The organism is Bacteroidales bacterium (assembly GCA_023229505.1).
GTDB lineage: Bacteria > Bacteroidota > Bacteroidia > Bacteroidales > JAGOPY01 > JAGOPY01.
On sequence record JALNZD010000008.1, the window covers coordinates 1 to 23,507 of the forward strand.

A 23,507-nucleotide genomic window follows, 5' to 3' on the forward strand; every position below is an offset into this window, starting at 1 on the left:
CAGAAGTAAATCGTTGAAGATTTTCATGGATTCATTATCTTTACTTCGAAGATACTGGGAACTTTCTTGATATATTCTAGCAAACCCCTGTATTTATTAACATTTTGAGGTTAAAGACAGACACTAAATAGTTCATTCCAGAGAATACTGACTTGTTCACCCTGGGTGATAGAATTAGTAGAAACAAATGCACATCTGGTCCTGAACGGGGCTTTAATATTATCGAAGTTAATTTGTAAATCATTCTCACATAGGTATTTTGCAGCCTTAATATACCAGGCTGAAACATAATCAAGCACTCCGGCTCCTTTAACATCTCTGAAAACCAAATTCATATCCGACTTCTGATCAACGTCCTGAAGATGTTTGCCTGAAAACGGCGGATTGCCAAAGATATAGTCGAACCGTTGCTCTTTTTTCTCCCATGGAATCGGGTCGATGAGGCTTTGCCAATCCAGCCGGAGGGCATTACCCTGGACAATATTGGGTCGTTTGACCAAAGGCAGGCGGATATAGTACTCGCCGAATTCTTCACTCACCCGCAGGTTCATCTGGTGGTCGGTCAGCCACATGCCTACCTGGGCAATCTGCGAAGGGAATTCTTCCAGTTCGATGCCGTAAAACCGGTCGACATTCAGCTTGAGACGCTCGGCAATGTCTGTCATCTGCTGGCCTTTCTGGAGCGTCTTGACGATTTCAAGCTCAAGCAGCCGAAGCTCACGGTAGGAGATCACCAGGAAATTGCCACAACCGCATGCCGGATCGAGAAACCGGAAAAGGGAAATCTTTTCGTGAAACTGCAGCAGTTTGTTGCGGCTGTCTTTCACCGTTTCAAATTCTTTCCACAGATCATCCAGGAACAGCGGCTTAATGACTTTGAGGATATTTTTTTCAGAAGTGTAGTGAGCGCCAAGATTACGGCGGGCTTTGGGATCCATCACGCTTTGAAACAAGGAACCGAAGATGGCCGGCGAGATTTTTCCCCAGTTCAGCGCGCAACATTCCAGTAAAATATTCCGCATATTGCTGTCGAATGCTGCCGGCGGAAGCGGTTCTTCAAAAAGTTTTCCGTTTACATAAGGAAATAAGGCAAGATCATCGTCCAGGTTTTTTAACCTGTGATCTTTCGGCTGGTTCAGAATATAAAACAATTCTCCGAGCCTTGCGCCGAGATCGCTTCCGTCCTCATTTGTCCTGTTTTTAATGAAAGTATTGAAATGATCCCGCTCGAAAATACTGGTATCATCCGCAAAAAGACAAAATAACATTCGGACCAGGTAGAGTTCCAGCGGGTGTCCTTCGTAACCGACTTCTTTCAGTTTGTCGTGCAATTTGCCCATCAGCTCGGCTGCCCGGATATTCACAGGATCTTCCTCTTTAAAAACCTGTTTCTGGTAACCCGCTATAAAACCGAATTCTTTGATGTGTTTATAAAAATCTTTCAGTTCAAAATCGACCTGGTGGTCTTCCTCCAGGTCATACAACCGGAAACGGGCAAAATCGGAAACCAGGACATATTTCGGCAGTTCATAATCTTTTAAACCCGGAAAATAATCAAGAGCCTGCCTGTAGGCTTTATCGAGGTTTTTTCCTCTCGATTTGTGTTCGACAAGAATATTTCCCTTCCAGAGCAAATCAATATAACCGGTTGATTCATCCAGTTTTCTGACCGGTTTTTCGAAAGAGGCAATTAACCTTCGCGACACGCCAAATACATTAAAGAATGCATCCCAGAAAGATTTTGCTTCAGCATCTTCACTGGCTTCATTTTCCCATTCTTTTGAAAAGGTCACTGCTCTCGATCTGATTTCATTCCATGAAAGGGCCATAGGTTGGATTATCTGGTCAAATTTATAAAAGATATGAATACAGTTGACAGTTGGCAGTCAGCAGTCAGCGGTCAGCGGTCGGCAGTTGGCGGTCAGCATCATTTATCCACTAACCACTAACCGCTGACCGCTGACTGCTGACTACCGACTGACAACTTTTTCTTATATTTGCCACTTATCATTTAAAACCACCTTTATGAGAACCAAGATCGTCGCCGGTAACTGGAAGATGAACAAGACCTTCGAAGAGGCGGATACACTGATTTATGATATCCTGGATCTGCTGGAAGAAAGGGGAAAACCTGATGAAGTGGATGTTATTATTTGTCCGCCGTTTATTTACCTTGAGCTGGCCGGGGACATTACGGAAGATTCGCCGGTCTTTGTCGGGGCGCAGAATGTCAGCGAGTATGAATCAGGCGCTTATACGGGCGAGATTTCCGCATCCATGCTCCGTTCGATGCATATCGATTTTGCTATTATCGGACATTCCGAAAGAAGAAAGTATTTCAGTGAGACTGATGATGAGCTTCTTGCTAAAGCCAAAACTGCCCTCAAACATGATATTGCCCCTATTTTCTGTTGCGGGGAACTGCTTGAAGAACGTGAGGCGGGTAAGCACTTCAAAATCGTAAAACAACAACTGGAACAAACCATATTCAAGCTTGATGCGGAAGATTTTGCCCGGGTGATCATTGCCTACGAACCAGTCTGGGCTATTGGCACCGGTGTCAACGCCACTTCTGAGCAGGCGCAGGAAATGCACTTCTACATACGGGAGTTGGTCTGGCAGAAATATGGTGCAGAAGCTGCGGCAGAGATTACCATCCTTTATGGAGGAAGCTGTAATACGAAAAATGCAAAGGAACTATTCTCCATGCCCGATGTCGATGGCGGCCTGATCGGCGGAGCTTCCCTGAAAGCAGAAGAATTTGTCCAGATCGTACTGGCGGCTGGGGAATGAGTCATTCTGAACAGTGGAACAGTGGAACAGTGAAACGGTGAAACGGTGGAACGGTGAAACGGTGGAATTTTTAATTTTCAATTTTTAATTAATGGTTTACCTCGAAATCTCTTTTTTCCCACTTAACACTGGAGAAGATAAATCCTTGCTGATGGCTGAACTTTTGGAAAAAGGATTCGAGAGCTTCCTGGAAGAGGAACATTCTCTCCTGGCTTATATTCCTTCGGAAATATATGAGGAAGATATGGTGAAAGATCTGGCTACCCTTCGTGATCATCCGGAAGTGAAAGTCGAGGTTCAGCTTTTGGAGGATAAGAATTGGAACCAGGAATGGGAATCAAACTACCATCCGGTTATCATAGCCGGGAAATGCCACGTCCGGGCGCCTTTTCATCCTCCTCTTACAAATATCGCCTATGAAATAATCATTGAACCTAAAATGGCATTCGGAACTGCCCATCACGAAACTACCCGGCTAATGGCAACCTGGCTGCTGGAACTGGATGTTGAAGGAAAAGAAGTCCTTGATATGGGTTGTGGCACAGGAATCCTGGCCATACTGGCCAATAAAATGGGAGCCCGGTACGTTATCGGCATAGATAATGACGAATGCGCATGGCGCAATGGCCTGGATAATTTCAGGATCAATGAAGTAACAGAAGGGAATGTGTACCAGGGAGATGCAGCTTTGATCGGGATGGACCGCTTTGACCTCATCCTGGCGAACATCAACCGGAATGTGCTCTTACAAGACATGAAAGCATACTGTGAAGGCCTGGTTGAAAATGGTATGTTGCTGTTAAGCGGATTTTATCAGAAAGACATGGAAACTATTGCCGTATCTGCTTCCGGATCAGGATTGCATTTAACTGGGGCACGAAACCTTAATGATTGGGCTGTAATGCTTTTTCATAAATAAAACGGATGAACATGCCTTCGGGAAAAATCGTTTTACTTATACTCGCCATCTTTTCTTCCCTGACATTAAGGTCACAGTTGGTGAAGTCCTTTACCGAAGATCCGGTACAATTTTCCGGAGAAGTTCAATTGCTCTTTTCCAATATTTCCAACCCCACAACCGGTATGAAAGTGAGGGAATTGCTGAATCCTTTCCTTGAAACATGGCTCCTGAATTTATATAATGATACGGAAAGGGCATTGATTATGAGCAATGCAAATACATTGCTTCAAAGGAAATTGTCCAACTACCCGGATATTTATAACTATTTTTCTGTAATCCATAACTTAAAGAAAAAGGGAAACAGGGAAGCGGTCCTGATTTGGTCGGAGGATCTTAAAAACCGCATCCCCGGGCTGAACCAAAGACAAATACAGGCCTTTCTGGAGCAATATGAATTAATGTTCCATGAAGGAATCCTGTTTCAGTCATCATCATTTTCCTGGTTTATTTCCGATACCAGCTTAAACCTGGAATATGACACCGCAATCAGGGTAATCTATAAAAAAGCAAACCTCACCTGCGCTTCAAAGAAAGATACTTCTATAATCCTTAAAACTGTGGGTGTTTTTTATCCTCAAACCCAGCAATGGGAAGCACAAAAGGGAAGAGTCACCTGGGAAAGGGTAGGCCTTGATCCCGATTCAGTGTACGCTGACCTGTCTTATTACCGGATTGATCTGAAATTCTCAGAGTACTATGCAGATACTGTCAAACTAGTCAATAAAAAATATTTCAAAGAACCTCTTTTCGGCGAATTGATCGAAAAAGTGCTTTCAAGTCCTCCCGGACCTGGTTCTTCCTATCCGCAGTTCAATTCATACCTTAAGAACTATGAGATCCGGAATTTATACAAGGATATTGATTACCAGGGAGGTTTCAGTGTTGAAGGTGCGCGGGTTATCGGTTCAGGAGAAATTGACAAAAATGCTTCCCTCTTTATTTTAAAGGATGGAAAAATCCAGGCACACATCAGATCCAACGCTTTTCGCATTCAGGGCGACCAGATCACGGCAAATCCTGCATCGCTGAGTATTCTGACGGATGGCGATTCTATTTATCACCCCGGATTGCAACTCAAATACTTCAATGATAAACGCCAGCTTGTGATGTTCCGCCCTGAATCTGGGATATCTCAAAGCCCGTTTTTTAACGGCTTTCATGAAATAGATATGGATTGCGGTGCCATGTACTGGAACCTCGATAGCAACTTTGTCGATTTTGAATCGGTTCCGAGCGTCAACCGGTTAAGTGTTAATGAATTTATCTCAAATAACTTCTTTTCAAAATTTGATTTTTATAAGATCCAGGGGATAGATGATAAAAACCCGCTTTATATCATCAGGGATTTCTCCAGGAGTTTTAGCACCAATGAATTGACCCCTGCCACATTAGCCCAGTTTATGAATAAATCCCCCGACCAGGTGAAGGCCATGATGCTCAAGCTCAGCATCCAGGGATTCCTTTATTATGACCTGGTCAACGACAGGGCAACAATCCAGGACAGGCTGAACCAGTATATTGAAGCCAGTGCAGGCCAGAAAGATTATGATGTTATCAGGATAAATTCGGAAACCATCAATATCAGCAACGCCTCATTGAACCTTGAGAATTATGATTTGATTATTCGCGGGGTGAAAGAAGTTTTCCTCAGCGATTCCCAGCAGGTTTATATTTACCCTGAAAAAAATGAGATCATCATCAAAAAAGGATTGGATTTTGTCTTTTCCGGGCTGGTCAAAGCCGGGCTTTTTGATTTCTATGCCCATAACTGCTCCTTTGAATACGACTCTTTCCGGCTGAATCTTCCCTTGATTGATTCACTCAGCTTCCAGGTAAAATCATTCCAGAAGGACGATAAGGGCAATCAACCACTGAAAAGAGTTGGCAGCGTGATCGAAAACCTCAGCGGGCAGCTCATGATCGATCATCCATCGAATAAATCAAGTTTGCAATCATTTCCTGAATTCCCGGTATTCATCAGCAAGCAGGAATCTTTCGTTTATTATGATCATGACACCCTTTATAACCGCAACCGGTTCGCCTATCATATTTATCCATTCGTACTTGATAGCCTTGACAATTTCTCAACAGATAACCTGCAATTCGACGGTTACCTGGTTTCTTCAGGAATCTTCCCGGATATAAAGCAACCTTTAAAAGTCCAGCCCGACTATTCCCTTGGTTTTATCAACCAGTCGCCTGATGAAGGATATGATGCATATCTTGACAAAGGAAAGTACTTTGAAGAAGTAAACCTGAGCAACCGGGGGCTCAGAGGGAAAGGGCAATTGAAATATTTAACCTCTAACACCATTTCTGACAACTTCCTTTTTTACCCTGATTCCATGATCACAGTCCTGGCAAAACATTTTACAATCGATGCGCAAATCGCCAAAGTCGAATACCCGGAAGTCACGGCCGACAGTATTTACCAGGTTTGGTATCCTTACATTGACACCATGCATTTGCAGACACTCAGCTTTCCTTTTAAAATGTACAATGAAAAAGCCTTGCTGACCGGCGACCTCTATTATTCCTCCAAAGGGTTATCAGGCAGAGGTAAGATCGGTTTCGAAAGTGTTGAACTCGCTTCTGAAAAATACAAATTCGGCCACCATACGATAGATGCCGATACCCTCGACTTCAGGCTGTTCACCAAAGGGACGGATGACCTGGCCGTTTCTGCTGAGAAATACCGAACCCATGTTGATTTTGATACCCGCGTTGTTGAGTTTAAAACCAATGAAAAAGGCTCCACTGTTTCATTTCCTTACAACAACTTTGTCTGTTTCATGGATAACATTGACTGGTATATGGACCAGCATAAAATGAAGCTTTATAATGATCTTGGGGGAAAATACGCAGGTATCGACCAGATGACCCGTGAAGAATTACTGAAACTGGACCTTTCCGGATCGGGATTAATGGCGACAAATCTTCAGGCGGATTCTTTATCATTCTTCTCGGTGACTGCCCAATATGACCTGAATAAATATATCATCGATGCGGAAGATGTCAAACTGATCAGGGTAGCCGATGCATCAGTTTTTCCAGACAGCGGCTTTGTTAAAATCCTGCAGGGAGGAAAGATCCAAAAGCTGATAAATGCAGGAATCATCACTGATACCGCTACCCGCTTCCATACGATTGAAAGGGCAGAGGTAGATATATTGTCACGGAAGAATTACCAGGCAAAGGGATATTATCAATATCTTGGAACTGACAAAGTCTTACAACAGTTTCCGTTGAGCACAATTGCCGTTGATTCTTCCGGGAGAACCTATGCCCGGGGAGATATCGCCGAAGATGTCAAATTCTCACTTAATCCTCACTTTGGATTTAAAGGCAAAGTGGATTTGGTTTCCTCCAGGAAGGAACTTTTTTTTGAAGGAGGCTTCCAGACGCGGGACGATTGTTTTAAGCCCGGTGAAAAGTACTGGGTGTATTTCAAATCCTGGATCGATCCAGCGGATGTGAGGATTCCGGTGCAACAACCTTTGGTTGATATTGATGGAAAACCACTGGACCTGGCAATACAGATTTCCGATTATGAAGAGGAAATTTATACTTCCTGGTTCAAGCCACGGGTACTTTCATGGGATACTGCTCTTGTATCGGCTTCCGGAGAAGTTTATTATGATGATGCAACCAATGGCTACCGGGTTTCTCCGCCTTCAGAAGTAACCGGGTTGAAAAATCAGGCAGGACTTTTTTTTAATACCAGGAATTGTATAATCGAAGCATCAGGCCCCTTGAGCCTGGGACTGTTTTTTAATTATGTTGATCTGAAAAGTTTTGGCGATATCAAATACCTGGTCATCCCTGATTCCAGTAACTTTAACCTGACACTTACATTTGATTTCCTCTTTTATGAATCCGCTTTGAATGCCATGGCAGATAGCCTGATCTTATCAGATTTAAAAGGGCTTGATGTCACCCGGCAGGAGTACCAGGATTTCCTCCAATACGCGATGGGTGTGCAAGAATCGAAAGATCTTAATGCTGATATCAGCATATACGGAAATATCAGGAGGCTGCCGGAAAAGCTTGTCCATACCTTTGTCCTGACCGATGTGAACCTCTATTGGAATTCATTTACTAAATCATATATTTCAAGGGGCCCGATTGGGATCATGAGTATTGGGAAAAATGCCGTAAACCGTTATGTCAGAGGCAACCTTGAACTGATCCGCCGCCGGAGCGGTGATGTGATCAGCCTTTATTTGGAAGTCAATCCTTTGCAATATTATTTCTTTGATTACCGGAACGGGGTCATGCAGACTATTTCCTCCGATATGATTTACAATAACAGATTAGAGGATTTAAAACCGGAAAAAAGGATGACGAGCAAGCCCGGTCTGGAGGAAACTTACGAATTTGTAATTTCTAGCCGCAGGAAACTAATCGATTTCCTCCGGAGGATGGAACCATTCATGAATTAAAACCGGCAGGATGATAATTCAGTTTATTCTATTAATAATGGTTGCCTACTTAATCGGGTCTATACCAACTTCGGTATGGGTGGGCAAGATTTTTTTCAAGTTGGATGTCCGTGATTACGGCAGCGGAAATGCCGGAGCAACCAATACCATACGGGTGCTCGGTTGGAAAGTAGGTTTGCCTGTATTTATTTTTGATGTTTTTAAAGGCTGGATTGCCGTTATGCTGGCCGGTTTTTTTATTTCTGACGAGGTCGGAAATGATCAATTGGTATATCTGAAAATTGCTTTGGCCACGGCAGTCGTCCTGGGCCATGTTTTTCCTTTATTGGCCGGCTTCCGGGGCGGAAAGGGTGTGGCGACATTACTGGGCGTCGGCATTGCTTTATACCCGGTAACAGTGTGGATCGTCCTGGCTATATTCATCGTAGTATTGCTGACCACAGGTTATGTCTCACTGGGTTCTATCACCGGATCAATAGTATTCCCATTTCTTGAGATATTTCTTTTCAAACAGGAAAATGCGTGGTTGATCGGTTTATCAGTTCTGATTGCCATTTTCATTCCTCTGACCCACCGGAAAAATATCAAGCGATTACTAAAAGGAGAAGAATCGAAATTCAGGCCTGATCGTCATGGTAATAAGCCCGATCAGCCGGTGTGAAAAAAATGTTAAGAAAGAAAATTATCCTTGCTGACCCTTAGTTAATTTTTACCTATTTTTACAATATTAACCCAGATGTTAAATCCTAATCAAACTGCTATATGAAATTCATTGTATCAAGTTCGGTTTTACTGAGGAACCTGTCGGCCCTGAGCGGGGTGATCAGCTCTTCCAATACATTGCCAATCCTGGATGATTTCCTGTTTGAGCTTAGGGAGGAGCAGCTTTTTGTAACAGCATCAGACCTGGAAACAACCATGACTGTTTCCATTCCGCTGACCAAGGCTGAAGAATCAGGTGCAGTGACCATACCGGCAAAAATATTGCTTGATACACTTAAAACATTTTACGATATCCCGGTAATCTTTACGATCAACCCCGAATCCCTGCTGGTTGAAATTTCTGCAGGTGAAGGTAAGTACAAGATGAGCGGTCACAGCAGCGACGAATTCCCGCAATCCCCGGCTCTTGATGGCACTTCCAAACTGACTGTAAGCGCGGGAGTGCTTGTCGATGCCATTAATAAGACAATTTTTGCCACCGGCAGCGATGAATTGCGACCTGTCATGTCCGGCGTATATTGTGAACTCTCTCCTGATTATCTCACTTTTGTGGCTACCGATGCGCATAAACTTGTGAGGTACAGGAGAAAAGACGCACACTCAGACCAGGTGACGTCCTTTATCCTGCCAAAAAAACCTTTGAACCAGCTTAAAGGTATCCTTGCGAATAAGGAATTTGATGTGAATATCGAATATTCCCAGACTAATTCTTTGTTTACATTCGAAAATTTCAGGCTGATCTGCCGCCTGATCGACGGGAAGTACCCGAATTATGATGCAGTCATTCCGACGAACAACCCAAATGTCCTTACTGTTGATCGTGGCCAGCTGCTGAATTCAATCAAGCGCGTGGCTTTGTTTGCCAATCAATCAACCCACCAGATCCGCTTCCGCCTCTCCGGCAAAGAACTGGTCCTGTCAGCAGAAGATATCGACTTCGCCAATGAAGCCAAGGAACGGCTGACTTGCAGCTATGAGGGTGATGATATGGAAATTGGCTTTAATTCCCGCTTCCTGCAGGATATGATCCTCAATGTCACTACCGAACAGGTAAAGTTTGAAATGTCAGCCCCGAACCGGGCAGGTCTGATTTTACCCATCGACAATGAGAATAAAGATGAGGAGATCCTCATGCTCGTCATGCCGGTTATGTTGAATTGAGGAAGTCAGAAGACAGAAAACAGAAGAAATGACAATGAAAAACTGTTGTAGAGCCGTTGCATGAAACGGCCCTACAAAGACGAGAGCGCGAAGTGCTGACTTTGCGCCCTTTGTGTTTTTCTTTATACCCTTTGCGTGAAAAAAATATATCATGATTCAACATTATTGAAAGTTGATTGTTAAGAATAAAAAAAACTAAAACTATGATCCAAAATAACTTCATTCCTGAATTGTACCGTGCAATAGATGCAAAGGATGCAAATAAACTGGTCAGCAATATAACCGAAGATTCAATATTCAGATTTGCCAATATTCCGGCAGTTGAAGGAAAAGAGAATATCACCGCATTTCTCACCGGATTCTTTCAATCAATAAAAGCCATCCGTCATTCAGACCTTGAATACTGGAATGCGGTGGATGTGTGGTTTGTTACAGGCTATGTCAATTACACCCGTTTCGATGATTCCGTCCTTAAAGTGCCTTTTGCTGTTTTATTAAAGATGAAAGCCGATCTTATCAGGGAATTCCTGATTTTCGTGGATAATTCGGAGTTGTATAAGTGAGAAGACAGAAGACAGAAGACAGAAGATTGTTAAATTGCTAAAGCATTGACTGTTGACCGCCAACCGCCAACCGCTCTACTATTCGTTTTCTTCTGTCTCCTGTCTTCTGTCTTCTGACTTCTTAGGCATTAATGCAATAATTTCAGATGCAATCTCCTCAATAGCTTTGCTGGTAACATTGATCCTTTGCCATTTGGGCTGGCTGGAAAAGATTTGTGAAGCATACAGGCATTCCCTCTTGACGTAATCCAGGTTGGCATACTCACTGGTTGTTCCGCCCAGTCTTTCCTGGCGGGCTTTCCGCAACTGGGTTAACCGATTCGGGTAAGTGCTCAGGCAAAAAACCTTATCGGGCGGAATCTGGTAAATGATTTCCGGCATTGGGATGCCCAGCACAATAGGCACATTGGCGACAAACCACTGCTTAAACGCAAGGAATATACTTAACGGGGTTTTAAAGGTACGGCTGACACCCAGCAGGACGATTTCCGCTTTTTTAAGTTCTTCGACCCGTTTGCCATCATCATGGTTGAAGGCAAACTGCATGGTCTCTATCCGCCTGAAATAAGACTCGTTAATTACCCTGAAAAGTCCAGGCTGTTCGCTGGGATTAACTGAAAACTGATCCGACATCCTGTCTAGCAATGGGCCCATCAGGTCGATAGTTTCCACATCGTGTAGCCTTGCAACCCGGAAAAGCTCCTCCCTGAGCTTATCACTGACGAGGGTATGAACGATGAAGGCTCTCATCCCGATGGCCTGCTGAACAAGCTGCTGGATTTGTAAATTGGTGCGGATATCGCTAAACCGGAGGATCTCAATGTCCTGATCGGGAAACTGCGTCATGGCAGCTCTGACAGCCTGTTCTGCCGTCCGCCCCGTACCATCTGATGCCACAAAAATTTGGTGCATTATCACTGTTTTACTACCAGCAATTTGGAGGTAAAAAATCCTTCCTTCGTAATTACTTTGATGATATAAATAGAACTGTTTAGGTGTGATATATCCAGGTCAATTCGTTCATCACCCACTATTTCTTCCATTACTGCACTTCCGTGGCTGTCGATCAATGAAATTGAATTAATCTTTCCTCTGGCAGATTCTATGGATACATGATCTGATGCGGGATTTGGAAAGACTTTGATTTTATTATTCTGAATAATCTCCGGAGTATTTACAAGTGAGATATGAAGCGTATCGGAAGGCATTGATTCCCCATCTTCATAAACACAGGTTACATAATAATAAAGGTAGCAGGGACCAAGATCATGAATGTAATCATGATAAATGGTATCAAATAAATGGCCTTCATGGATTCTTTCATAAGGGAGATTATCAATAGCCCTGTAAACATTAAACACGGGATAAATGATTGAGTCATTCGGTGTTTCCAGGTATGCTCCTAAATTCCATGGCCAACGAAAATCGGGGTTAATTTCAGTCAATGTTTGCCAGTATCCATAATAATAAATCTTAATCATATTTCCATACCCGTCAATAACAGGAGAATTTCCTACCGCCAGGGGGTATCCAGGCCCCAGATCGCTGACCCATAGTCCCACCCAGAGTTCTTTTGAAATGTCCAGCAGAATGGGTGCAAATTCCATTGTATCGAAAACATAGTAAACCAGGTTCTCTTCCAATGGATAATTTAATAATGTGTCAAATATTTCACCTTCCTTCTGGTATACTCTAAGTGCATGATCTAATGCAGATTCCCTTAAAACATATCTGATTTTCGAAATATAAAGGGAATCATACAGGTTGAAATGATTGGCATCCCATCTTATGGCAACTTCTACCGGACATCCGGGACACGATCCTATTGCATCTCCACCATAAATCCCCCGGTCATAATCATACCATCGGTCAACAGGTGATGGAATCCAACCAGAAGGTGGTGTCCACATCAAATCCACCTGATTGGGCAAATGATCAGAACCATTGCGCACATTGGAAGGAGATTGGTAGGTTGTATCCTGGGCGAATAATGTGAAGTTAAATAAACAAAGAGCCGATAAACTGATAATGAAACATTTCATCGCTGTGTAGTTTACCCCAAATATACTAAAATGTTAGATTATTAATAGAATATTTTTCGGATATCGGATGATTGTTTATTTGGTTGCTTAAATGAAAAATCGTCCATGACTTTCCCACCCCTGCCCCTCCCTATGATATTGACCAACAAATAGATACATTAATAAAGGGAGGGGTTATTCATGGTGATTTCTTTCTACCCTGGATTTCATCCAGGGCTACTTTCATTGCACTCCTCGGAGTGCGCTATTGATCGTCGACTGCCGATGCGCTAACCGCCGACCATCGACTGCGAACTGGGAACTGCGAACTAAACCTGCGGTCCTGCAGCCACCAGCCTCTTCCCCTGCTCGTTATCAGTATATTGATTGAAATTCTTAATAAACAAAGCACCTAATTCACGGGCTTTTTTGTACCACTCTTCAGGATCAGCGTAAGTATCTCTCGGATCAAGAATACCAGGATCGACGTCATGCAAGGCAATGGGTACTTTCAGGTTGAAGATCGGGATCGTCTTGGTTTTGGCTTTATTTATCGAACCGTCAAGAATTGCATCGATAATCCGCCGGGTATCTTTGATCGAAATACGTTTTCCTGTGCCATTCCAGCCGGTATTGACCAGGAATGCCTCTGCACCGTTGGCTTCCATCCGTTTTACAAGCTCTTCGCCATATTTAGTCGGATGTAATAACAGGAAAGCAGCCCCAAAACAGGCTGAGAAAGTTGGCTGGGGTGTTGTTACACCTCTTTCGGTACCGGCAAGCTTTGCCGTGAATCCTGAAAGGAAATGATATTGAGTCTGATCAGGTGTGAGTCTGGATACCGGTGGCATAACACCATATGCATCGGCAGTCAGGAAGATGACTTTTTTTGCCGGACCGGCTTTGGAAACCGGTTTGACGATATTATCAATATGATAGATAGGGTAGGAGACACGTGTATTCTGCGTAACTGACCCATCATTGAAATCAATTTTTCCATTCTTGTTAACAGTGACATTCTCAAGCAACGCATCTCTTTTAATGGCATGGTAAATATCAGGCTCACTCTCCTTATCAAGGTTAATGCATTTGGCATAACATCCTCCTTCAAAATTGAAGATGCCTTCATCATCCCAGCCGTGTTCATCATCACCGATTAATGCACGTTTTGGGTCGGTGGAAAGGGTAGTTTTTCCCGTTCCCGACAGGCCGAAAAATATCGCTGTATCTCCGTCTTTGCCGACGTTTGCAGAACAGTGCATGGCTGCAATTCCTTTGAGAGGCAGGTAATAATTCATGATGGAGAAGATGCCTTTTTTCATTTCCCCGCCATACCAGCTTCCGCCAATTACGGCTTTTCCCTCTGTCAGGTTGAAGATGACGAATACTTCCGAGTTAAGCGGAACACCGTCAGTCCGCTTCATGTTTTGCCATTCAAAGTTGACAGTTTTGGCAGCATTCAGTACGACAAAATCCGGTTTGAAAGATTCAAGTTCCGCATCTGAAGGACGAATGAACATATTCTTTATAAAATGTGCCTGCCATGCAACCTCCATAATAAACCGGATATTGATGCGGGTATCCTTGTTGGTACCGGCAAAACCATCTACAACATATAACTTTTTGCCGGATAATTGATTGGCGCCAAGGTCATAGCAGTGATTCCATACAGTATGGTCAACCGGTTTGTTATCAGAGCGGTTGGTCGGGGCAGCCCACCAAACCGTCTCTTTTGACTTGTCATCAAGGACTATGTATTTGTCTTTCGGTGAACGGCCGGTAAAGATGCCGGTCATGACATTAACAGCCCCGAGTTCTGTGAGAACACCTTTCTCATATCCATCCAAATCAGGGCTTAGCTCTTCTTCATACAAATAATCGAATGAAGGGTTATAAACTATTTCTATGACATCACGAATGCCGTATTTATTCAGATCTTCCCTGATCTTCTCCTGATTAGCCATAATGAAGTAATTTGAGATTTATTATCCGGATTTATGATTTGGACTTTTTGCCTTTTTTCTTTGATTTTTTCTCTGAAAGTTTTACTTCTTTCAAAGCCTTTTTACTGATTTTTTTTCGGATGACGGCCTGCGCTGCAGCTAACCTTGCGATTGGCACCCTGTATGGCGAGCAGGAAACATAGTCGAACTTCAAAGAGTTGCAAAACTCCACCGAAGAAGGTTCACCGCCATGTTCACCACAAATGCCTATCTTGATATGCGGTCTGGTCTTCCTGCCTTTTTTTACGGCTATCTTCATGAGTTTGCCAACTCCTTCCTGGTCTAAAACCTGAAAAGGATCAAACTTCAGGATGCCTTTCTTCAGATATACAGGCAGGAATTTTCCGGCATCATCCCTTGAATAGCCGAAGGTCATCTGGGTTAGGTCGTTGGTGCCAAAAGAGAAAAATTCGGCCGATTGAGCAATTTCATCGGCTGTAATGGCAGCACGGGGAACTTCGATCATAGTACCCACCAGGTAATCGATACGATCTTTACGCTCGGCAAACACCTTCTCTGCTGTATTCCTGACAATATCTTCCTGCATTTTCATCTCCTTGAGGGTCCCGGTAAGCGGGATCATGATCTCAGGCAATGCAATAACACCTCGTTTCTTCAGGTTCAGGGCAGCTTCGATGATAGCCCTGGCCTGCATCTCGGAGATCTCAGGGTATGTGTTCCCTAAACGGCAGCCACGGTGACCCAGCATCGGGTTCATTTCATGGAGTTCTTCGACTTTTTGCCTGATCTTTTTAGCAGTAACGCCCATCTGCTTTGCCATTTCCTTCTGATTCTCTTCTTCATGCGGAACGAATTCGTGCAGGGGAGGATCGAGGAGGCGGATAGTAACAGGAAGTTCGTGCATGGCTTCGAGAATACCTTCAAAATCGCTGCGCTGGATGGGTAACAGTTTGTCCAGGGCTTTGCGACGGCCTTTTTCATCATCGGCCAGGATCATCTCGCGCATGGCGAGGATGCGGTCGCCTTCAAAGAACATGTGCTCCGTGCGGCAGAGGCCAATGCCTTTAGCACCGAAATTACGGGCGACAATGGCGTCATGAGGAGTATCGGCATTTGTCCTGACATGCATTTTGGCAAAGCGGTCTGCCAGTTCCATCAGTTCGCCGAAATCGCCGCTCATTTCCGCATCACGGGTCAATAATTTGCCTTCATAAAGCTCGCCTGTCGAGCCATTGAGCGAGATCCAGTCGCCTTCCTTGAATTCCCTCCCATCGATGGTCATCGTACGGGCTTTGTAATCGATCTTGATGTTTCCTGCGCCAGAGACGCAGCATTTTCCCATTCCGCGTGCTACAACAGCAGCATGCGACGTCATTCCGCCACGGGCCGTCAGGATACCGTTGGCCACGTTCATCCCTTTCAAATCTTCCGGGGAAGTTTCAATACGGACAAGGATGGTGGATTTGCCCTGTGCAGCCCATGCCTCAGCATCATCGGCGAAGAAAACCATCTGGCCGGTAGCGGCACCGGGGGAAGCCGGTAAACCTTTAGCTAAAACGGCAGCTTTCTTCATTGCATCGGCATCGAAAACCGGATGAAGCAATTCGTCGAGCTTGTTGGGCTCCACGCGCATTACAGCGGTCCTTACATCGATCATTTTTTCCTTAAGCATGTCCATGGCGATTTTGACCATGGCGAAACCTGTGCGCTTGCCGTTACGTGTCTGCAGCAACCAGAGTTTGCCATTCTGGATGGTAAATTCAAGGTCCTGCATATCTTTATAATGATCTTCAAGTTTTTGCTGGATCTTATCCAGTTCCTTGTAAATTCCGGGCATGGATTCTTCGAGGGAAGGATATTTTTCAGCACGGATTTCTTCAGATATGTTAGCCAGTTTGGCCCAGCGCTGTGAGCCTTCTTTGGTGATTTGCTGAGGAGTCCGGATACCGGCAACCACATCTTCGCCCTGGGCATTGATCAGGTACTCACCATTGAAAATGTTCTCACCGGTGCCGGCATCACGGGTAAAAGCAACACCGGTGGCGGAATTATCGCCCATATTGCCAAATACCATGGCCTGGACACTCACGGCTGTTCCCCATTCTTCGGGGATATTATTCAGTTTGCGGTAATAAATAGCGCGTTCGTTCATCCAGCTGCTGAATACGGCAACGATAGCACCCCAGAGCTGATCCCAGGGATTTGTCGGAAAGCTGTGGCCGGTTTTCTTCTTAACTGTAGCCTTAAATCTTTTTACCAGTTCCTTCAGGTTTTCAGCGGTCAAATCGGTATCATTTTCAATACTTTTTTCAACTTTGAGTTCTTCAATAATTTCTTCAAAAGGATCAACATCTTCTTTGGATGCCGGTTTAAGCCCGAGAACCACATCACCGTACATCTGGACGAAACGCCGGTATGAATCCCATGCGAACCGTTCATTTCCGGTCTTCTTGGCTAAACCTGCCACGGCCTTTTCATTCATGCCAAGGTTCAGGATAGTGTCCATCATGCCCGGCATCGATGCCCTTGAACCGGAACGGACGGAAAGCAGCAATGGATTTTGTATATCGCCAAACTTGCTTCCCATGATCTTTTCCAGGTATTTTACGCCTGCTTCTACTTCAGTGCGGATCATTTCAAGGGCTTTTTCCTTGCCTATTTTGTAATATTGTGTACAGACCTCAGTGGTAATCGTCATCCCCGGTGGAACCGGCACGCCGATCAGGTTCATTTCAGCTAAATTGGCCCCCTTGCCGCCCAGCAGGTCTTTCATTCCGGCATTGCCTTCTGCCTGCTTATTTCCAAACGTGTAAACGTACTTGCGTTTAGCCATGATATTTTTCTTTATTATTTGTAAATGAGTGATTTAGTGTTAAATTATCGGTAATTTTAAATAAAGATGCAAAGGTAGGAAATTTCTGAAAGCTGAACGATTTTAAAACGAGGTGCTGTGAAAAAATAAACAATTCACCTCCTCCAGCTCCCCGAATTTTCATAAGTTTGTCACGCAATTTACAATTGACTGCCAAATAGAAATATGATGAAAAAAATCGGGATCCGTTACGAAGACAAATACGTCATGGAACGCCGTGTGCCGCTTGTACCCGCCCACCTTAAAAAACTTATTGAAGAAGAAGGAGTGGAGTTTTTTGTTGAAACTTCTGCCAAGAGAGTCTATTCTGATGAAGAATATGAAGCTGTCGGTGCTAATGTCACCGATGACCTGAGCGATTGCCCTGTGATCTTTGGCGTGAAGGAAATCCCCATTGAGCGCCTGGAAGCTGATAAAACCTATATCTTTTTCTCCCACGTCATCAAAGGACAACCGCACAATATGTCCATGCTGAGACGGCTGATGGAACTCAACTGCAGTTTGATCGATTATGAGCGGGTAGTAGATGAGATGGGTAAAAGACTGATCTTTTTCGGGCGATATGCAGGCCTGGCAGGGATGATCAATTCACTATGGTCGCTTGGACAACGCCTGGAAGAATCGGGTATCATTACACCATTCCTTGATATCGCCCAGACACATAACTATCACTCCCTTGGCGAAGCTCGCAAAGTTGTATCCAAAGTCGGCCAGAAGATTATCGAAAGGGGCCTTCCGCCGGAACTTAAGCCGGTCGTGATCGGGATTACGGGTTACGGGAATGTTTCCCAGGGAGTACAGGAAATCGCTTCACTGCTACCTGTAAAGGAAATCCTGCCCGATGAGTTGCTGTCATTACATAAGCATGCGCATCTTCCTGATAATATCATCTATAAAGTCGTTTTTAAGGAAGAACACCTCGTTGAACCTGTAAACCCGGAAGATAAATTCGAATTGCTTGACTATTATCAGCATCCTGAAAAATACAAGAGCCAGTTTGAAAAATATCTCCCTTACCTGACTGTACTTGTTAACTGCATTTATTGGGACCAGCGGTATCCCAGGCTTTTGACCAAAGATTTCACTGAGCAGTTATTTAAAGAAGGTGCACCAAAGCTAACTGTTGTCGGCGATATCACCTGTGACCCGGAAGGTTCGGTTGAAATTACGCACAAAGGCACGGAAATCGAGAATCCTGTTTTCGTGTATAATCCTTTTACCCGTGAGCCTTCTGACGGCTTTAAAGGGGAAGGGCTGCTTGTGATGGCGGTAGATATTCTGCCCAGTGAACTTCCCAGGGATGCTTCCCGGTTTTTCAGTGATGTGCTCTGGCGCTACGTGGCCCCCATTGCAAAAGCCGATTTCGATCTGCCATTTTCAAAGATGCGCCTTCCCGGCCCGGTCCGTAAGGCAATGATCCTGTTCAAAGGCGAGTTTACACCGGATTATGAGTATTTGAAGAAGTTTTTAATTTAATAAGTTAACAATATTTTGTAATGAAAAAAGTCCTGATCCTTGGAGCCGGCATGGTGGTGAAACCCATCGTGCGTTATTTACTGGATAAAAATATTATCGTCACGGTTGCTACCCGTACTAAGTCGAAAGCTGATGAAATGATCGCTGGTCATCCCAATGGCCGTTCTGTTGCCTGGACAGTCGAACAGGAAGCCGAACTTGATAAGATGATCGCTGAGCACGACCTGACGGTCAGCTTGCTGCCTTATCTTCATCACGTGATGGTGGCTAAAAAGTGCATCCGCCTTAAGAAAAATATGGTTACTACGTCTTATGTGAAGCCTGAGATGCAGGCACTGGATGCGGAAGCTAAACAAGCCGGAATCATCATCCTGAATGAACTGGGCCTTGATCCGGGTATCGATCACATGTCGGCCATGCGCATCATCGATCATATCCATGGCAAAGGTGGTAAGGTGGAAGAGTTCTATTCCTTCTGCGGAGCACTGGTAGCGCCCGAAGTAGAAGAAAACCCATTCCACTATAAATTCACCTGGGCGCCAAAAGGCGTGGTGATGGCCGGAAATAACGATGGTAAGTTCCTGAAGAACGGGGAAGAAAAATACATTCCGACTGAGAATTTATTCAGGAATCCCCTGAAAGTGAACTTCCCGAAAATTGGTTTACTTGATGTTTATCCCAACAGGGATTCCCTTCCTTACAAGGAGCTGTATGGAATTCCCGAAGCAAAGACCATTATGCGCGGCACATTCCGTTACGAAGGCTGGTGCGAGATCATTGATGCGCTTAAAGTGATCAAGCTGATAACTTACGATAAGATAAACCTTGAAGGACTGACCTACGCCGGTTTCATGGCAAAACAGATAGGGGAGGCCTCTGCGGCAAGCATCCGGGACAAAGTTGCAACCAAACTGGGACTTAAACCTGGCGCACGTCCGCTCATAGCCATGGAATGGCTCGGATTGTTCAGCAATGAGCCTTTAAACAGGAAGGAAGACAGCCCGTTTGAGATCGTTTCCGACCTGATGATCGCTAAAATGATGATCCAGCCGGAAGAACGCGACATGGTGGTGATGCAGCACACATTCCTGGCCGGTTATCCTGATGGGAAAAAAGAGGTGATCAAATCGCGCATGCTCGATTTCGGTACCCTGAAAACCGATACTTCCATCGCCAGAACCGTAGCTTTGCCGGCTGCCTGCGGGGTCGATATGATCCTTCACGGAAAGATCCAGGCCAAGGGCGTCCATATCCCGGTAATCCCCGCCATTTACAACCCGATCCTCAACCAACTTGAAACCATGCATATTAAGATGGTGGAAGAATATGGGCTTCCGGTGAGTGAGAGGATAAATTAGAGAATGAAATATTTCATCACTATCGCCCTGATCCTGGTAATTTTATACCTGATCGGGAACATGGATTTCGGGACGGGCGGAAAGCAAACCAAAAAACAAAAGATCAAAAAAGCAGATATGGTAAAAATGCGTTATGCCAAGTGGATCGGGGGCGGGCTCGGTTGGGCCTTCGGCGGACCGATAGGGGGTATACTCGGATTTATTTTCGGCACTATGGTCGACGGAATGCAATCTGGGAAGTTTGAATACAAACCAACCCAATCGGGCGATTTCAGCATTAGCTTGCTGGTGCTTTCCGCCGCTGTCATGCGCGCCGACGGTAAAGTGATGAAATCGGAACTGGATTATGTCAAAAACTTTTTCATCCGGCAATTTGGAGTAGAAACCGCGAACAACCGGATCCAGATGCTCCAGGAGATACTGAAGCAGGATTTCGACCTGCCTGAGGTATGCCAGCAGATCGGGCAATACATGGAATATCCGTCCCGCCTGCAGTTACTGCATTATCTCTTTGGACTTTCTTCAGCCGACGGGCAATATAACCCGAAAGAGGTTGAAATGATCGGACTTATCTCGGGTTATCTCGGTATCGAAAAGCAAGATTACGAGTCAATCCGGGCCATGTTTGTCAGGGATATTAATAGCGCATACAAAGTCCTTGAAATTTCACCGGAAGCCACGGAAGACGAAGTGAAAGCAGCTTACCGCAAAATGGCTGTAAAGTACCATCCCGATAAAGTCGCTCACATAGGCGAAGATGTCCAGCATGCAGCCAAGGAAAAATTCCAGCAGCTAAATGGGGCGTACGAGGAAATTAAGAAGCAGAGAGGGATGAAATAATTGTAGGGGTCAACGGCCGTTGACCCCTACAGCAATAATTCTTTCCCCTCCAACGGATGGGGGAGGGGATTTAGGGGTGGGGGCGGTCAATCATAAAAACTCCATGACAACCCGAACTTTATGATCCCGTCCTGCATGGGGTAATGAGGAACCATATAATAGCGGCTCTCGCTGAATAAGAAATTCAAGTGCTGGTATTTGATGAAAAACCGGAACCGCTTGACCATCAGGTTTATAAAGACATCCATGTAAACATAGTTCCCGATCTTTTTTTCATCCTGAAGATAAAACATCCGGGAAGCTGGCATATAGGCACTTGCATAATAAGCCGTATTATAGAATAGATCGATGCCAGGTTGCAGTATGCAGGCATTCTTAAATAAAGGCAGGGTAGGGAAGAACGACACCCTGGCCAGGAAATCCGGTACTCTTATAAGTTCTTTGTTGGAATTATACTGGTAAACAAGCAGGGCGTCAATGCCCCAGACTTTCCAACGGAATTCATCTGACAGCGAAGCCTTTACGATATTAATACTTCCCTTATACTGTGCGGGATGCGCTGACTGGTCGAGGTAAACATAGTCGCTGATCAGATGGTATTCAACCTTTCCCTCGATCCCCAGGAAATTTAATGATAATGCTGCCTGTTGGATTATCTGGGAGGAAAATGAAGTATCCCAGCGAAAGTAATTTGACTGGAAATTTGTGAAGAAATAACCAGCTTGCTGACTGGCTGTAATGAAGCTCAGGTTTATATCGCCTGTCTTATTATTTTTTAACTTAAAGCTCTGGTTGGCCATTCCTTTGAGTTCAAAACCACCGTTATTAAAGTCGCCCAGGGTATATTTTCCTGATAAATGGATTGCCATGGAGCGATATGGCCTTATTATTATTGCTGCTTCCGGGATCCAGTTGTTAAAGCTGCGTTTAGATATGGAATCCGAAATAAATGAATGTTTGTTAGCGATGGAAAAGATAATCAGCAGGTACTTCTGTTCGGGTTTGTCGCCCATCCGCAGGTTTGACCAGGAAAAGTGGTTGTCAAATGACTGTACCTGTAATGAATCAAAGGTTTCTGATGAATCAATAACAGGATCAAACGGTTGGTAGAAAGTCGCCAGGGGATCAGTATCGCTATATACCTGGATTTGCCTGGTATAATTAAATGTGTATGAAATCCGTCCGGCATGAAAAGTAGGAGGTTTTGTGATGGTTGAATCTTTCAGTTCCGGTTTTCCGGATAGATAGAAATAGGCATTTGCCAGCACGCCTGACTCTTTGATCAGATTTTGGGCAGTAGGAAGGTTGACATCAAACAGCCGGCTGTCGGTTTCAAGCTTTTCTTCGAAGATCGTATCATTGACGATACCGCCATTTTCACGAACGATGAATTTATTATGATGATAATTGGCAATAGCGCCGAACCGCAGGTTTTTAGTGAAATATTGCCCGGTAAAAACAACGCTTTTATCATCTGATTTTTGGTTAATATAGGTCCCGGGTGAATTGATCAGGAAAAAATCGACTCCCAGGGTAACTGTTCTTTTGATAGTATGGCTATGGATAACGCGAAAAAGTTGTTCTTTTTGAGAACCATTATCATAAACAAGATAGGTAATGGGGATCAGATGCCTGTAATACCGGGTGTTTTCATTGGTAAACGTATAAACATCAAAGGACTCCATCCCGGTAAAAAACCCATCAGACAATTTTGGCCGGAAGACGAGGTTTTTATGGGCCTGGCCGACATTAGAAAAACTGGCATAAAAGCGGCCTGACTGATCGAGGGGGTTATATCGCTGGAAGCCTGTCACGCGGTTACTTCCGACCTTATTGAAATTTCCGACTGCAAGATTGTCGGTCCGGTTATAGTAATAGATAATGGTACTGGTATCATGGATCTGGAGCAGCGAGTCGAGTTTATCGGCAAAGAGGGAAAAGGGGAGGAGGAGAAGAAGGAGCAGGTATGACATCAGTTTGGCCATGAAAATAAAATAGTCGAAAATGAAACGATGCAGGTGATGTTTTATTTTTCAAAAATAGGCATTTCTTCCATCCAATGGATCACCTGTTCTTCAAGTTGGGGGTGAGGCACGGTCATAAAAAAAACCCCGGCATCTGGCCGGGGTTTTTATAAATTCTGGCAACGACATACTCTCCCACAAATACATGCAGTACCATCTGCGCTGGCGGGCTTAACGACTCTGTTCGGAATGGGAAGAGGTGGACCCCGCCGCTATAGTCACCAAAAAATCTTTAGCCTAAGGAGGCTGCAATTTTTTAAAAATGACATGCTGTGAAAGAAAATACAGTTTAGAATGGGATATCTTGAC

Annotated in this window: 14 protein-coding genes, 1 rRNA gene and 1 pseudogene; 9 read left to right on the top strand and 7 right to left on the bottom strand. The window is 44.4% G+C overall.

The window, feature by feature from the left end; all coding sequences use genetic code 11:
* Nucleotides 1–110: 110 nt before the first annotated feature.
* On the bottom strand, nt 111–1,829 hold the full coding sequence (locus M0Q51_04395; GenBank protein ID MCK9399222.1) for an N-6 DNA methylase: 1,719 nt from the start codon (nt 1,827–1,829) through the stop codon (nt 111–113).
* 196 nt (nt 1,830–2,025) lie between these two features.
* On the opposite strand from M0Q51_04395, the gene tpiA reads away from it, so the two are divergent.
* From tpiA to M0Q51_04425, 6 genes are all read left to right on the top strand, one after another.
* Nucleotides 2,026–2,793, top strand: coding sequence for a triose-phosphate isomerase (gene tpiA, locus M0Q51_04400; protein ID MCK9399223.1), 768 nt, complete (start codon nt 2,026–2,028; stop codon nt 2,791–2,793).
* 91 nt (nt 2,794–2,884) lie between these two features.
* Nucleotides 2,885–3,712, top strand: a complete 828-nt coding sequence (gene prmA, locus M0Q51_04405; protein MCK9399224.1) for a 50S ribosomal protein L11 methyltransferase — start codon at nt 2,885–2,887, stop codon at nt 3,710–3,712.
* 11 nt (nt 3,713–3,723) lie between these two features.
* On the top strand, nt 3,724–8,196 hold the full coding sequence (locus M0Q51_04410; GenBank protein ID MCK9399225.1) for a hypothetical protein: 4,473 nt from the start codon (nt 3,724–3,726) through the stop codon (nt 8,194–8,196).
* Between the two features lie 37 nt (nt 8,197–8,233).
* Nucleotides 8,234–8,857: a glycerol-3-phosphate 1-O-acyltransferase PlsY gene (plsY, locus tag M0Q51_04415; GenBank protein MCK9399226.1), complete on the top strand. Its 624-nt coding sequence runs from the start codon at nt 8,234–8,236 to the stop codon at nt 8,855–8,857.
* A 101-nt stretch (nt 8,858–8,958) separates the two neighbouring features.
* Nucleotides 8,959–10,080: a DNA polymerase III subunit beta gene (gene dnaN / locus M0Q51_04420; GenBank protein ID MCK9399227.1), complete on the top strand. Its 1,122-nt coding sequence runs from the start codon at nt 8,959–8,961 to the stop codon at nt 10,078–10,080.
* Between the two features lie 203 nt (nt 10,081–10,283).
* Nucleotides 10,284–10,643: a nuclear transport factor 2 family protein gene (locus M0Q51_04425; GenBank protein ID MCK9399228.1), complete on the top strand. Its 360-nt coding sequence runs from the start codon at nt 10,284–10,286 to the stop codon at nt 10,641–10,643.
* A gap of 78 nt (nt 10,644–10,721) precedes the next feature.
* Here M0Q51_04425 and M0Q51_04430 read toward each other — a convergent pair whose 3' ends face one another.
* From M0Q51_04430 to ppdK, 4 genes and pseudogenes are all read right to left on the bottom strand, one after another.
* Nucleotides 10,722–11,555 (bottom strand): kinase/pyrophosphorylase, encoded by an 834-nt coding sequence (locus tag M0Q51_04430; protein MCK9399229.1) that lies wholly within the window; start codon nt 11,553–11,555, stop codon nt 10,722–10,724.
* Nucleotides 11,556–11,557: 2 nt separating this feature from the next.
* Entirely contained in the window at nt 11,558–12,685 is a 1,128-nt protein-coding gene (locus tag M0Q51_04435; GenBank protein ID MCK9399230.1) for a T9SS type A sorting domain-containing protein, read from the bottom strand.
* Nucleotides 12,686–12,993: 308 nt separating this feature from the next.
* Nucleotides 12,994–14,628, bottom strand: a complete 1,635-nt coding sequence (gene pckA, locus M0Q51_04440) for a phosphoenolpyruvate carboxykinase (ATP) (protein MCK9399231.1) — start codon at nt 14,626–14,628, stop codon at nt 12,994–12,996.
* Between the two features lie 118 nt (nt 14,629–14,746).
* Nucleotides 14,747–17,461, bottom strand: a pseudogene (gene ppdK, locus M0Q51_04445) (pyruvate, phosphate dikinase).
* 204 nt (nt 17,462–17,665) lie between these two features.
* On the opposite strand from ppdK, the gene M0Q51_04450 reads away from it, so the two are divergent.
* The 3 genes from M0Q51_04450 to M0Q51_04460 are packed head-to-tail and all read left to right on the top strand — an operon-like array spanning nt 17,666 to nt 21,174.
* Nucleotides 17,666–18,976 (top strand): bifunctional lysine ketoglutarate reductase /saccharopine dehydrogenase family protein, encoded by a 1,311-nt coding sequence (locus M0Q51_04450; protein MCK9399232.1) that lies wholly within the window; start codon nt 17,666–17,668, stop codon nt 18,974–18,976.
* A gap of 20 nt (nt 18,977–18,996) precedes the next feature.
* Complete coding sequence (locus M0Q51_04455) at nt 18,997–20,334, top strand: saccharopine dehydrogenase NADP-binding domain-containing protein (GenBank protein ID MCK9399233.1); 1,338 nt, start codon at nt 18,997–18,999, stop codon at nt 20,332–20,334.
* 3 nt (nt 20,335–20,337) lie between these two features.
* Nucleotides 20,338–21,174 carry a TerB family tellurite resistance protein gene (locus tag M0Q51_04460; GenBank protein ID MCK9399234.1) on the top strand — a complete coding sequence of 279 codons (837 nt, stop codon included), beginning with the start codon at nt 20,338–20,340 and terminating at the stop codon, nt 21,172–21,174.
* Between the two features lie 86 nt (nt 21,175–21,260).
* Here the strand turns inward: M0Q51_04460 and M0Q51_04465 are convergent, their stop codons facing one another.
* Nucleotides 21,261–23,159 carry a putative porin gene (locus tag M0Q51_04465; GenBank protein ID MCK9399235.1) on the bottom strand — a complete coding sequence of 633 codons (1,899 nt, stop codon included), beginning with the start codon at nt 23,157–23,159 and terminating at the stop codon, nt 21,261–21,263.
* Between the two features lie 153 nt (nt 23,160–23,312).
* Nucleotides 23,313–23,424, bottom strand: a 5S ribosomal RNA gene (gene rrf, locus M0Q51_04470).
* Between the last annotated feature and the right edge of the window lie 83 nt (nt 23,425–23,507).

Coding starts and splice junctions, on each gene's coding strand:
- M0Q51_04395 (MCK9399222.1), bottom strand. CDS start 1,829: ATGGCCCTTTCATGGAATGAAATCAGATCGAGAGCAGTGACCTTTTCA.
- tpiA (MCK9399223.1), top strand. CDS start 2,026: ATGAGAACCAAGATCGTCGCCGGTAACTGGAAGATGAACAAGACCTTC.
- prmA (MCK9399224.1), top strand. CDS start 2,885: ATGGTTTACCTCGAAATCTCTTTTTTCCCACTTAACACTGGAGAAGAT.
- M0Q51_04410 (MCK9399225.1), top strand. CDS start 3,724: ATGCCTTCGGGAAAAATCGTTTTACTTATACTCGCCATCTTTTCTTCC.
- plsY (MCK9399226.1), top strand. CDS start 8,234: ATGGTTGCCTACTTAATCGGGTCTATACCAACTTCGGTATGGGTGGGC.
- dnaN (MCK9399227.1), top strand. CDS start 8,959: ATGAAATTCATTGTATCAAGTTCGGTTTTACTGAGGAACCTGTCGGCC.
- M0Q51_04425 (MCK9399228.1), top strand. CDS start 10,284: ATGATCCAAAATAACTTCATTCCTGAATTGTACCGTGCAATAGATGCA.
- M0Q51_04430 (MCK9399229.1), bottom strand. CDS start 11,555: ATGCACCAAATTTTTGTGGCATCAGATGGTACGGGGCGGACGGCAGAA.
- M0Q51_04435 (MCK9399230.1), bottom strand. CDS start 12,685: ATGAAATGTTTCATTATCAGTTTATCGGCTCTTTGTTTATTTAACTTC.
- pckA (MCK9399231.1), bottom strand. CDS start 14,628: ATGGCTAATCAGGAGAAGATCAGGGAAGATCTGAATAAATACGGCATT.
- M0Q51_04450 (MCK9399232.1), top strand. CDS start 17,666: ATGATGAAAAAAATCGGGATCCGTTACGAAGACAAATACGTCATGGAA.
- M0Q51_04455 (MCK9399233.1), top strand. CDS start 18,997: ATGAAAAAAGTCCTGATCCTTGGAGCCGGCATGGTGGTGAAACCCATC.
- M0Q51_04460 (MCK9399234.1), top strand. CDS start 20,338: ATGAAATATTTCATCACTATCGCCCTGATCCTGGTAATTTTATACCTG.
- M0Q51_04465 (MCK9399235.1), bottom strand. CDS start 23,159: ATGGCCAAACTGATGTCATACCTGCTCCTTCTTCTCCTCCTCCCCTTT.